This is a genomic window from Aeromonas sp. Prich7-2 (assembly GCF_017939255.1).
Lineage (GTDB): Bacteria > Pseudomonadota > Gammaproteobacteria > Enterobacterales > Aeromonadaceae > Aeromonas > Aeromonas caviae.
In genome coordinates this window covers 24,249-35,525 of sequence record NZ_JAGKRI010000021.1, presented here as the reverse complement: position 1 = coordinate 35,525, position 11,277 = coordinate 24,249, and the positions used below count along the sequence as shown (strand labels likewise).

At 61.4% G+C, this 11,277-nt stretch carries 11 protein-coding genes; 3 read left to right on the top strand and 8 right to left on the bottom strand.

The window, feature by feature from the left end:
• Window positions 1-433: 433 nt before the first annotated feature.
• From J9892_RS05260 to J9892_RS05235, 6 genes are read right to left on the bottom strand one after another with little or no spacing between them, the layout of a single operon-like run.
• Window positions 434-1,612 carry a hypothetical protein gene (locus tag J9892_RS05260; RefSeq protein ID WP_210538039.1) on the bottom strand — a complete coding sequence of 393 codons (1,179 nt, stop codon included), beginning with the start codon at window positions 1,610-1,612 and terminating at the stop codon, window positions 434-436.
• Between the two features lie 2 nt (window positions 1,613-1,614).
• Window positions 1,615-2,277 carry a TonB family protein gene (locus J9892_RS05255; RefSeq protein WP_167826286.1) on the bottom strand — a complete coding sequence of 221 codons (663 nt, stop codon included), beginning with the start codon at window positions 2,275-2,277 and terminating at the stop codon, window positions 1,615-1,617.
• Window positions 2,274-2,675: a biopolymer transporter ExbD gene (locus tag J9892_RS05250; protein WP_010672232.1), complete on the bottom strand. Its 402-nt coding sequence runs from the start codon at window positions 2,673-2,675 to the stop codon at window positions 2,274-2,276. The genes J9892_RS05255 and J9892_RS05250 overlap by 4 nt, the downstream gene beginning before the upstream one ends.
• Window positions 2,672-3,202, bottom strand: coding sequence for a MotA/TolQ/ExbB proton channel family protein (locus J9892_RS05245; RefSeq protein ID WP_010672233.1), 531 nt, complete (start codon window positions 3,200-3,202; stop codon window positions 2,672-2,674). The genes J9892_RS05250 and J9892_RS05245 overlap by 4 nt, the downstream gene beginning before the upstream one ends.
• A complete protein-coding gene (locus J9892_RS05240; RefSeq protein WP_200163712.1) occupies window positions 3,199-4,506 on the bottom strand; it encodes a MotA/TolQ/ExbB proton channel family protein in 1,308 nt (435 codons plus the stop codon). The genes J9892_RS05245 and J9892_RS05240 overlap by 4 nt, the downstream gene beginning before the upstream one ends.
• Window positions 4,503-5,264 (bottom strand): DUF3450 domain-containing protein, encoded by a 762-nt coding sequence (locus tag J9892_RS05235; protein WP_210538038.1) that lies wholly within the window; start codon window positions 5,262-5,264, stop codon window positions 4,503-4,505. The genes J9892_RS05240 and J9892_RS05235 overlap by 4 nt, the downstream gene beginning before the upstream one ends.
• 211 nt (window positions 5,265-5,475) lie before the next feature.
• On the opposite strand from J9892_RS05235, the gene J9892_RS05230 reads away from it, so the two are divergent.
• Window positions 5,476-6,252 carry a LuxR family transcriptional regulator gene (locus tag J9892_RS05230; RefSeq protein WP_102948977.1) on the top strand — a complete coding sequence of 259 codons (777 nt, stop codon included), beginning with the start codon at window positions 5,476-5,478 and terminating at the stop codon, window positions 6,250-6,252.
• Window positions 6,253-6,312: 60 nt separating this feature from the next.
• On the opposite strand, the gene glmS is transcribed toward J9892_RS05230, so the two are convergent.
• Window positions 6,313-8,145, bottom strand: a complete 1,833-nt coding sequence (gene glmS, locus J9892_RS05225; RefSeq protein WP_042016118.1) for a glutamine--fructose-6-phosphate transaminase (isomerizing) — start codon at window positions 8,143-8,145, stop codon at window positions 6,313-6,315.
• A gap of 55 nt (window positions 8,146-8,200) precedes the next feature.
• Window positions 8,201-8,974, bottom strand: coding sequence for a DeoR family transcriptional regulator (locus tag J9892_RS05220; RefSeq protein WP_210538037.1), 774 nt, complete (start codon window positions 8,972-8,974; stop codon window positions 8,201-8,203).
• A 123-nt stretch (window positions 8,975-9,097) separates the two neighbouring features.
• On the opposite strand from J9892_RS05220, the gene blrA reads away from it, so the two are divergent.
• Window positions 9,098-9,772, top strand: a complete 675-nt coding sequence (blrA, locus tag J9892_RS05215) for a beta-lactam response regulator transcription factor BlrA (protein WP_052815152.1) — start codon at window positions 9,098-9,100, stop codon at window positions 9,770-9,772.
• A gap of 34 nt (window positions 9,773-9,806) precedes the next feature.
• Window positions 9,807-11,228 carry a beta-lactam sensor histidine kinase BlrB gene (gene blrB / locus J9892_RS05210; protein ID WP_052815144.1) on the top strand — a complete coding sequence of 474 codons (1,422 nt, stop codon included), beginning with the start codon at window positions 9,807-9,809 and terminating at the stop codon, window positions 11,226-11,228.
• The last annotated feature ends 49 nt before the right edge of the window (window positions 11,229-11,277 follow it).

Sequence of the window (11,277 nt, the reverse complement as noted above, 5' to 3'; positions counted from 1 at the left end):
TGAGCCATGATCAAACTCTTCAATTTAAGTTTGGTTGCTTCGAAAAGCGGCTCAATGAATTGCTGAATTAACTGCTGCAACTTTCGTTGCTTTGGTCACTTCATCAGACATTGAAAATCAAAAATTGTTTTTGATGCTCGATGCTGCGAGTGCCCACACAGATTGCTTGATTCAAATTGTTAAAGAGCGTCACGCTTATCGCGTTGAGGAGGCGCATCTTACGCTCCTCACTTCGAAAGTCAAGCGGTTGTTTTCGCTTTTCTTTCGGCGCTCACTTCCTAAGGAAGCTGGCTCATCAGGTTGGCGTGTTCCGCCGTGCTGGTAGGGGCGCATTATAGGGAGCCGCGCCGCGATGACAAGGGCTTTTTGTAAAAATGCGCTCGTTTGCTGAAAAAGCAGGCTAAACCCCATGAAATGAGAGTTTACCCCAGTTTCATGCCGATTTTTTGTTCATACCGTCAGTCTGGGCCTGAATGTAGTTGACCCAGCTGGTCGCCCTGTCTTGCCAGTTGTTCTGCTGTTGCAGCTCGCGAGCCAACACCAGCGCCTGAGCATATTGTTCTTTATTGAGGTGTGCCTGCACCAGCAGGGCCTTGGCTCTGTTGCCCTGCTCTCCCTTCACTGACTTGATGGCCGAGAGCTGGATCATGGCGGCATCCGTCTTGCCCTGTTGCAGCAGCAGTTCGGCGGCACGCATGGCGGCCTTGGGGTGAGCATGTTCCCGGGCAAGCAGCTGCCAGCTGTCCACAGCCTTCGGCCACTCACGTGCCCCTTCCCACAACTGGGCCAGCAATTGGCGATTCTCTGCGCTCTGCTTCATCTGTCCCTTGGCCATGGCAGACTCCAGCAGACGCGCACCGCGATAGGGCAGTCCCTGCCAGGCATACAGGCGGATCAGCTGGTTGCGGGCGGCGGCATCATCCATCAGTTGACGGTCGATGGCGGTTTGCAGCAGTGCAAGCGCTCGATCACCACGCTTGGCGGAGAGATTGAGCGACACAGCCTGCTGCCACCACTTGCTCTCTTTCGGCTCGCGGCGGATCAACTCTTCGGCCTGATCCGCAGCCACGCCGTAACGCTGCAATGCAGTGAGGGAGGAGAGGCGGATGATGGCTGCCTGCTTCTGCCAGCTTTTCTTCAACAGTTGTTCACTCTGGCTGGCTGCCTCGCCGTACTGCTTGTTGTGGTAATAGAGGCCAGCCAAGCGCAGACGCAAGGTATCGTCAGCCTTGATGGCCAATGCGGCCTTGTAGCTGGCGATGGCGCCGGACCAGTTGGATTGCTGGGCCTGGATATCCCCGCGCAGACGCAACAACTGAAGTCGTTGCTGCTCTGGCCACTCTTTATAGGCAAGAGCCTGCTCCACGTAGCGACTCGCCTGCGCGGTCTGCTGCAGATTGGCGGCCAGAGAGGCTTGTAACTGCGCCAGCCAGGCGTGCTCAGCCTCGGAACCGGGTTTGAGCACAGCCGCCTTGCTCTGGGCTTGTTGCCACTGGCCGGATTGATAGAGCTTCATCACGGGCTCCAGCTGGCGGGAGAAATGAGGGCTCACCTCCATCGCCAGACAGGCTTGGCTGACCAGGGCCAGCAGACAGATCCAGATCCGCAACATGGTTATGACTCCAATTTGAATTTGAGCGTGATGACTTGCACCAGCTTGTCGGTGGCGCCCGGCCTAGGCTGATAGCGCCACTTGTTGATCGCCTGAATGGCCGCTCGCTCGAACTGGCGCTTCGGCTTGGCCTCGACCACCTCCACATCCTGTACCCGGCCGTCGGCATCGACGCTGAAACGCAAGGTCACGGACCCCTCGATACCGGCCTGCTGGGCCCGGTAGGGATAAACAGGCTCAACCCGTTGCAGTGGCATCAAGAGGTCGCTGGCACCGATTCCAGCGCCCTGCTGCTGTCCATGGAAATTGCCGCTCGCGACCGGAGTGGGACTGGTCGCCACGCCAGGGGCAGAGACCTGTACCGCACTCAGGGTCGAGACCAGATCCAGGCTCGGCTGTACCGAAGGCAGCGGGGCCGCCGCCGGCATGGGCATCGGTGTCGAAGCCAGCACGGCAGGCGGCTCCAGCAGGGGTTCCGGCTCCTGGGGTACCGGCCGCTCACGCACCTGTACCTCGGTCACCTCGTTCTGCATGTTGATGACGATGGATTTCTGCTCTGTGGTCGCCTTCTCCCCTCCGGGCGGCTCCACCAGGGTGGCCATGAACAACAGGATGCCCAGACTGAGGGCGATCCCCAGTCCCAGGCTCATCAACTTGTGTTTCATTTCGGTGCCACCGCCACGGCGATGTTGGCGATGCCTGCCGCCTTGGCTTCATCCATCACCCGCACCACCTTGCCGTGGGGTACCCGTTCATCGGCCTGGATCACCAGGCTTGCCTCGGGCTGCTCCGCCAACAGTCGGGCGAGGGTGGCTTGCACCCGCTCCACATCCACCTGTTTGCGGTCGAGGAAGATCTGCCCCTGAGCGCCGATCGCCAGCATGATGCTGGACGATTTCTGCGCCTTGGCCTGGCTGGCCTGGGGTCTGTGTACCTCAAGCCCGGCTTCGCGCACGAAGGAGGTGGTCACGATGAAGAAGATCAGCATGATGAAGACGATATCCAGCATGGGGGTCATGTCGATCTGCACTTCATCGCGCTGGCGTTTGGATTGCCGTCTCATTGCATTACCTTCTCTTCTCGCAGGCCGTCCCGGGTCTTGGCCAGCGCACGCTTGGCCTGACTCTCGAGCCGGCTAAGTAACAACACGCCGGAGAGGGCCACCACCATGCCTGCCATGGTGGGGATGGTGGCGCGGGAGATCCCGCCCGCCATGCTCTCCGGGTTAAAGCGGTTAGCCGCAGCCAGCGCATCGAATACGCCTATCATGCCGGTCACTGTACCCAGCAATCCCAGCATGGGGCAGAGCACCACCAGGGTGCGGATGAAGATCAGATGACGGTTGAGCGCCAGCTCCACTTCTGCCAGCCAGCGCCCGCGAATCGCGCGAGCGTGCCAGCTGTGACGCTCGCGACGCGCCTGCCAGCGGCCCAGCAGCTCACGCTGCAACGGTGCAAACCCCAGGTTGAGGTAGAGCAGCCGCTCGATCATCAGAATCCACATCAGCACCAGCAAGGCCAGAATGACCCAGAGCACCGGGCCGCCACGGCCCATGAAGCTCTGCAACTGCTGCCAGATGTCGAGCATCATGCTACCCGCTCCACCCTGTCACCATTGCTTTCGGCCCGCTCGGCCAGGATCCCGGCCACCTGCTGTTCCAGCACGTTGGAGAGCTCGGTGAAACGGGACTGCAACAGGCTGTGGGCCAGGATCAGCGGAATGGCCGCTACCAGACCCTGCACCGTGGTGACCAGGGCCATGGAGATGCCGCCCGCCATGATCTTGGGATCGCCGGTACCGAACTGGGTGATGGCCTGGAAGGTGCCGATCATACCGGTCACTGTCCCGAGCAGACCCAGCATGGGGGCGATGGCCGCGATCACCTTGACCATGCCGATGCCGCGCTCCAGGCGAGGGGTCTCCTGCAGGATCGCCTCATCCAGACGCAGTTCGAGGGTCTCCATGCTCAGTTCTGGATGCTTGTCAGCTACCGTCAGCACCCGGCCGAGAGCGTTGTCGGCATGATATTCACCGCTCTTGAGCTGGCTACGAACCCGACCCAGTTCGCGAGAGAGGCTCCACAGCCGTACTCCAGCGATCCCCAGGCCGATAGCGGCCAGCAGCACGATGATGGCGCCGACCTGGCCGCCCTGCTGGACTTGCTGCCAGAAGGTGGGCGCCTGGGCCAGCATATCGAGCAGAACACCGTGGGAGGGATCCAGCGGCAACGCTTCTCCCTCCTGACCCTGATAAGCGGCCACAGCGGAAAGCACGCTGCCTGGCAGGCCCAGCACCGGACTCAGGCCTTCGGCCTCCGGTTGCAAGAAACCAGCATCGCCCAGCAGGGCGAAGCTGCCGATCCGGGTCAACGTCTGCTCGCTGGCAACGCCCTGGGCATCAAGCACCTTGCCGTTGAACTGGGCAACCCGGCCCGATTCGCGGATCTCCTGTAGCAAGGTGGCTGGCAGCAGGGCAAGGGCGGCGCGATCAGGCACCTGTTTATCCTGTGCCATGGTTTTCAGCGGGGCGAGACGATCAGGATACTGGCCCTCGACGGCGGATTCGCTCAGCAACTTGACCGCATCGCTGGCGCCCTGACGGGTGACCGCAAAGATGTCGTTCATGTCGCCGGAGGCTTGCTCCCATTGGGTATTGAGCTCCACCAGCTGCTTTTCATTGGCCGCAAACTGGCTGGCCAGCTCCTTGCTCAGGCGCTGGGCCTCGGCCAGCTTGGCACGGGCACTGCTCAGATCCCTGGAGACAGACGCCAGATCCTGCTGAGCCTTCTGCTCACGGGCCTGTTCCTGCTGCTGCCAGGCTTCCTCGGCCACGGCGGCTGTGGTGCCCAGAGAGAGGACGAGGGCAAGGGGTAACCACTTCATGGTGACGCTCATGACTGGGCCTCCTGACCACGGCTGACGGAAAGGGGGACATTCAACAACTGGGGAACTTTCTTGTCGGCAGCCATTTCCAACGCCTCGGCGATGGGGGAGAGCCACTGGCCGTCGAGGGCTTGCCACTGCTTGTGCTCGGCAGACCAGCGCCACGCCTGGGAGCGATCGGCGGTCATCGCCAGCAGGGAGATCCGACCCAGAGCCAGCACGTCGACCTGGCGCGGTGCGCCATCCAGCACCAGCTCGGCGGAATAATGGTCCAGCCTGCTGCCGTATTCGGCTTCAATCTGATAGGCCTGCAATAGCTGGCGGAACTTCTCCGCCTCGCTCACATCGGCTCTAGCCAGCGTCGCTTTCAAGGCAGCAACCCGCGCCAGACGATCCTCTCTGCGCAGCGGGATGTCATCCTGTACCAGCTGTTCCAGATCGGCTTGCATCTGCAGCATCAGGGGGACAAGCCCCTGTCTGGTCTCCTGTACCGCCTCCAACTGCTGGTTCAGCTTGCCCAGCTCGTTTTGCTGATCGGCCACCAGAGACTGCATGTAGCGGTTGTAGGCTTCCAGATCCCGCAGTTGCAGTTGGGCATTTTGCAGCTCAACCCTGGCGGCGACGGCTCCATCGGCGGCTTTCTCCACACGCAGCTGGGAGGCTTTCCCGTCGGCGATACTGTTCTTCAATGCTGGCGCAACCACTTCGTCGGCGGACACGACGCAATGAACGGCCATGGGTAACAAGGCCAGACCCCAAAACTTGTTCATGATATAAATCTTAACAATGATAACTATTCTCATTGTCTCAAAGAGTAGGGTCACTGGCAATCAGATGATTTTCTTGGCCTCTGGCCGAAAAAACAGGATACTTTTTAGACAAGTACGGGAATAACTGGCGTTGGTAGTCGCAACACCATTTTAAATAACTAAAAAATGTCTTTTCGATCAGCAAGATAAGTGATCGAAAAAGGAGACTTACATGTTTAACGATGCGATCTGGGAACACATAGATCGGTTCACCAAGGCGAAGAAGACCAGAGAGATCCAGCAACAACTGGAGCGCTTCAGTCATCAGATGGGGTTTGATTACTTCCGTTTGCTGATTATTTTCCCCATCAGTATGCAGAAATCCCATGTGGCCTTGTTCAACAACTGCCCCACCAGCTGGTTTGATGCCTATTCGGAACGGCACTACCTGACCCAGGATCCGGTCGTCTTCCTGGGACTGAAGCAGACCCAGCCCATCTTCTGGAACAAGCTCGATTGTGATGCCCCCTGGTTGCCCAGCGCCAGCAGGGAGGTGATGAACCTGGCCGCCGACTTCGGGGTGAGGAACGGCGTCTCCTTCCCGCTGCACACGCCGCAGGGGGAACACGGCATCCTCTCTTTCATCAGCAAGGAGAAGTCCAATTCCGATCTGATGTTTGAAAACGTTCCCCTGCTGTCATTCTGCGCCAGCTACATCTTCAACTCGGCCCTGACCCTCATCAAGGCCAGACCAGACCTGATGAAATACCTGGCCGAGCTGTCGGATCGGGAGAAGGAGTGCCTTTTCTGGGCCAGCGAGGGCAAGACCTCCTGGGAGATCGCCACCATCCTCGGCATCAGCGAGCGAACCGTGAACTTCCACCTCAATCAGGTCACCAACAAGACGGACTCGCGCAACCGCAACCAGGCGATCGCCAAGAGCATCTCCAGCGGCATCATTGTGCCTTCCCTGGACGACGTCACCATCACCAACCTGCGGCTGTCGTAGCCTGTTTTGCCAAAATAAAAAGAGCCGCAATGCGGCTCTTTTTTCATTTCCGGCGACGGCTTATTCCACAGTCACGGATTTGGCCAGGTTGCGCGGCTGATCCACGTCGGTGCCCTTGATGAGGGCCACGTGGTAGGAGAGCAACTGCAACGGCACGGTATAGACGATGGGCGCGATCATCTCTTCCACGTGGTTCAGGCTCATCACCCGCATGGTCTCGTCGCTCTTGAAACCGGCGTCCGCATCGGCGAACACATAGAGGATACCACCACGGGCACGCACCTCTTCCACGTTGGACTTCAGCTTCTCCAGCAGATCGTTGTTCGGCGCCACGACGATGATGGGCATCTCGGCATCGATCAGCGCCAGAGGGCCATGCTTCAACTCACCGGCGGCATAGGCCTCGGCGTGGATGTAGGAGATCTCCTTGAGTTTGAGCGCCCCTTCCATGGCGATGGGGTACTGGCTGCCACGACCGAGAAACAGGCTATGGTGCTTGTCGGCAAACTCTTCGGCCAGAGTCTCGATCTGCTTGGCCAGGGCCAGGCTCTCCTTGATACGCACAGGCAGGGCTTGCAGCGCCTTGACCAGTTCGGCCTCGGCGGCGGCGCTCAGGTTGCCACGGCAGTGACCGACGGAGGCCACCAGCATCAGCAGACCGGCCAGCTGGGTGGTGAACGCCTTGGTAGACGCCACCCCGATCTCGGCACCAGCCCGGGTCATGAAGGCCAGGTCGGATTCGCGCACCAGGGAGGAGCCCGGTACGTTGCAGATGGCCAGGGAGCTCATGTAACCAGACTCCTTGGCCAACCGCAGGGCGGCCAGGGTATCGGCGGTCTCGCCGCTCTGGGAAAGAGTCACCAGCAGGCTGTTGGGGCGTACCACCGACTTGCGGTAGCGGAATTCGGAGGCGATCTCCACGTCGCAGGAGACGCCAGCGATCTCTTCAAACCAGTAGCGGGCCACCATGCCGGAGTTGTAGGAGGTGCCGCAGGCGACGATCTGGACGTGCTCGACCTTGTCGAAAATGGCGCGGGCGCCGTTGCCGAAGGACTCGACCACCACGTGATCACTGCCCAGGCGGCCTTCCAGGGTGTTGGTGATGGCCTTGGGCTGCTCGTAGATCTCCTTGAGCATGTAGTGTCGGTATTCGCCCTTGTCACCGGCATCGTGGGAGAGCTCGGACTCCAGCTCCTCGCGTACCACGGCATGGCCGTCGGTATCGAAGATATGCACGTCGCGGCGGGTCACTTCGGCCACATCGCCCTCTTCTAGGAAGATGAAGCGGCGGGTCACCGGCAGCAGGGCCATCTGGTCGGAGGCGATGAAGTTCTCGCCGATGCCGCGGCCGATCACCAGGGGGGAGCCGGAGCGGGCCACCACCACGCGGCTGTCGTCACGGCTGTCCATCACCACGGTGCCGTAGGCGCCGCGCAGCTGCTTCACCGCTACCTGCATGGCCGCCAGCAGGCTGGGGGCGGATTTCAGCTCGTGGTGCACCAGGTGGGCAATCACTTCGGTGTCGGTGTCGGAGCTGAACACATAGCCCAGCGCCTTCAACTCTTCCCGCAGCTCTTCGTGGTTCTCGATGATGCCGTTGTGCACCACCACGATATGCTCGGAGACGTGGGGGTGAGCATTGCGCTCGGACGGCTCGCCATGGGTAGCCCAGCGGGTGTGGGCAATGCCGGTACCACCGTGGACGGACTGCTCTTCCAGTGCCTTGGCCAGTTCGGCCACCTTTCCGAGGCGACGCACCCGCTGCAGCGGCTGGTTGGCGCTGAACACGGCAACACCGGCCGAATCGTAGCCACGGTATTCCAGACGGCGCAGGCCCTCTACCAGGATTTCAGCCACATCACGTTGGGCGACGGCCCCGACGATGCCACACATACACTTCTCCTTGAAACGTAAGACGTTAATTCGGTTGGATAATGGTTTGTTCAAATCACACGGCCACGGGGGCGCAAATCAGCGTGATCCCCCTGGCCTGAATCTGTTCTCTGGCCGCATTGCTCAGCCCCTCGTCGGTCACCAGGGTATGGATGCCGGACCATGGCAGCTCGAGATTGGGGATTTTTCGGCCGATCTTCTCCGACTCCACCATGACGATGACCTCCCGCGACACTTCGGCCATGACCCGGGAGAGGCCCACCAGCTCGTTGAAGGTGGTGGTGCCCCGCTCCGGGTCGATGCCATCGGCACCGATGAAGAGCTGGTCGAAGTCATAGGAGCGCAGCACCTGCTCCGCCACCTTCCCCTGGAAAGATTCGGAGTGGGGATCCCAGGTCCCGCCAGTCATCAGCAGGGTGGGTTCGTTTTCCAGCTCGCGCAGGGCACCGGCCACATTGAGGGAGTTGGTCATGACAATGAGGCCGCGCTTGTTGCCCAGCATGGGGATCATGGCGCTGGTGGTGCTGCCGCTGTCGATGATGACGCGGTTGTGATCGCGGATCCGCTCGGCGGCGGCGCGGGCAATGGCAAGCTTTCGATTCGAAACTTGTTCCAGGTTGCTGTCCACCACCATCTCGCTGGGGAGGGGAACGGCACCGCCGTAGCGACGCAGCAACAGGCCACCGGTCTCCAGCACCGCCAGATCTTTGCGGATGGTCACCTCGGAAGTGGCGAAGTGTTTGGCCAGGGCATCGACGCTGACTTCCCCCTGCTCCTGCACCAGACTCACTATGGTGTGACGGCGCTGCTGTGTGTTGCGTTTGGTCATTTATAAGTTTCGATTCGAAAGAATGACGAAATATTAATGCCTTTTCGGGAAAAATCAAACGGCAAATAGGATCCGATTTGGTTCGATGCCAGAATGGGGCAGCTGATTTGCGACGAGGATGCCATGCAAAAACGACTCATCTGGCTGGTGGAAGATGAAGCCAGCATTGCCGACACCCTGATCTACGCCCTGCAGACAGACGGTTTCGAGGTGGAGTGGTTCCCCCTCGGCCAGCCGTTGCTGGCGCGACTGGAACAGACGCGACCGGACTTCCTCATTCTGGATGTGGGGCTGCCGGACATCAGCGGCTTCGAGCTGTGCAAGCAGGTTAGGGCCCGTTGCGACGTTCCGCTGATGTTTCTCACCGCCCGCAGCGAGGAGATAGACCGCCTGATCGGGCTGGAGATCGGGGCCGACGACTATGTGGCCAAACCCTTCTCTCCGCGGGAGGTGTGCGCCCGGGTGCGGGTCATCCTGCGCCGCAGCCAGCCAACCGCCCCCCGGCAGGAGCACTTCCTGGTGCTGGACGAGGAGCGGGCCCGTATCTGCTTCCTGGGGCAGCCGCTGGCCCTCACCCGCTACGAATACCTGTTGCTCAAGACGCTCATGCAGTCCCCCGGCCGGGTCTACTCCCGCCAGCAGCTGATGGAGCTGGTGTGGCAGGACGCGGAGGAGAGCCTGGACCGCACCGTCGATACCCACATCAAGACCCTGCGCGCCAAGCTGAGGGAACGGGACCCGGAAGCCAACCTGATCCTGACCCACCGCGGGCTGGGCTACAGCCTGGAGCTGGCATGAACGCCTAGCTGCCGGGCACCTGCCGGAGGCTGACATGAGGATCGGACTGCAACTGCTGTGCGGGCTGGTGCTGATCTTTGCGCTGGCCGCCTGGTTCGTGCTGGAGATCTTCGTCGAGGAGATCAAGCCCGGGGTGCGCAGCGCCACCGAAGACACCCTGGTGGACATGGCCCAGATGCTGGCCCCCCTGGCCCTGGACGACATGCAGGAAGGGAAGATGGCGAATGGCCGGCTCGCCAGCGCCTTCGCCCGCCTCAACCAGAACCCCATCAACGCCCTCATCGACGGCCACCTCAAGCAGCAGGCGGAGTACCGCATCTATGTGGTCGACCGCTGGGGCAAGGTGGTCTACGACTCGGACGGGGTGGATCTGGGCAAGGACTACTCTCGCTGGAACGACGTCTACCTGACCCTGCGCGGCGAATACGGCGCCCGCAGCACCCGCAGCGATCCTGACGATCCCGCCAGCTCGGTGATGCACGTCGCCGCCCCGCTACGGGAAGGGGACGACATCCTGGGTTCCCTCACCGTCGCCAAGCCCAACCGCACCCTGCTGCCCATGATAGAGCGCAGCGAGCACCAGTTGCTGCAGGGGGCGGCTCTGCTGCTGTGCATCTCCCTGCTCATCGGCGCCCTGCTGGTGTGGTGGCTCAACCGCGCCATCGGCAAGCTGGTGCACTATGCGGATGCAATCAGCCAGGGTCAGCCCGCCAGCCTGCCGCGCCTCTACAGCCCCGAACTGGACAGGCTAGGCCACTCCCTGGAAACCATGCGCCGCCAACTGGACGGCAAGGCCTATATCGAGGCCTATGTCCACAGCCTGACCCACGAGCTCAAAAGCCCGCTGGCGGCCATTCGCGGGGCGGGGGAGATCCTGGCCGAGGCGCCGCCGCCGGACATCGCAAAGCGCTTTATCGGCAACATCAATCTGGAGACGGCCCGCATGCAACAACTGATCGAGCGCATGCTGCAACTCGCCCGCCTCGAATCAGGGCAGGGGCTGGACAGACAATCCGTTGAGCCGGCCCGGCTGGGCAGACGGGTGCTCGACGCCCGCCAGATCCAGGCCCAGCGCCGCCAGATCGCCCTGCACGCCGAGCTGGGGGAAGGTCAGAAGCAGAAGTGGGATCCCCTGCTGGTGGAGCAGGCCCTTGGCAACCTGCTGGACAACGCCCTCGATTTCGCCCCCATCGGCAGTACCCTGGTGCTGAGCGGCGCCATGGTGGAGGGGGGTTATTGCTTCCGGGTGCGGGATCAGGGGCCAGGCATTCCCGACTTTGCGCTGCCCAGGATTTTCGAGCGTTTCTACTCCCTGCCAAGGCCAGACAAGGGAAAAAGCAGCGGCCTCGGGCTCAGTTTTGCCATGGAGGTGGCACGCCAGCACGGCGGCCATCTTGCTCTTGCCAATCAGCCGGACGGGGGGGTGCTGGCCACACTCTGGCTGCCCGGCAACTGAGGACACTTCACACCAAGCACACAGAGCCGGGCTAAGCTGCACCTCCTCG

Excerpts from the sequence above, each read along its gene's own strand:
- glmS (WP_042016118.1), bottom strand. The coding sequence starts at position 8,145 with ATGTGTGGCATCGTCGGGGCCGTCGCCCAACGTGATGTGGCTGAAATC.
- J9892_RS05220 (WP_210538037.1), bottom strand. The coding sequence starts at position 8,974 with ATGACCAAACGCAACACACAGCAGCGCCGTCACACCATAGTGAGTCTG.
- J9892_RS05230 (WP_102948977.1), top strand. The coding sequence starts at position 5,476 with ATGTTTAACGATGCGATCTGGGAACACATAGATCGGTTCACCAAGGCG.
- J9892_RS05255 (WP_167826286.1), bottom strand. The coding sequence starts at position 2,277 with ATGAAACACAAGTTGATGAGCCTGGGACTGGGGATCGCCCTCAGTCTG.
- blrA (WP_052815152.1), top strand. The coding sequence starts at position 9,098 with ATGCAAAAACGACTCATCTGGCTGGTGGAAGATGAAGCCAGCATTGCC.
- J9892_RS05235 (WP_210538038.1), bottom strand. The coding sequence starts at position 5,264 with ATGAACAAGTTTTGGGGTCTGGCCTTGTTACCCATGGCCGTTCATTGC.
- J9892_RS05260 (WP_210538039.1), bottom strand. The coding sequence starts at position 1,612 with ATGTTGCGGATCTGGATCTGTCTGCTGGCCCTGGTCAGCCAAGCCTGT.
- J9892_RS05245 (WP_010672233.1), bottom strand. The coding sequence starts at position 3,202 with ATGATGCTCGACATCTGGCAGCAGTTGCAGAGCTTCATGGGCCGTGGC.
- J9892_RS05250 (WP_010672232.1), bottom strand. The coding sequence starts at position 2,675 with ATGAGACGGCAATCCAAACGCCAGCGCGATGAAGTGCAGATCGACATG.
- blrB (WP_052815144.1), top strand. The coding sequence starts at position 9,807 with ATGAGGATCGGACTGCAACTGCTGTGCGGGCTGGTGCTGATCTTTGCG.
- J9892_RS05240 (WP_200163712.1), bottom strand. The coding sequence starts at position 4,506 with ATGAGCGTCACCATGAAGTGGTTACCCCTTGCCCTCGTCCTCTCTCTG.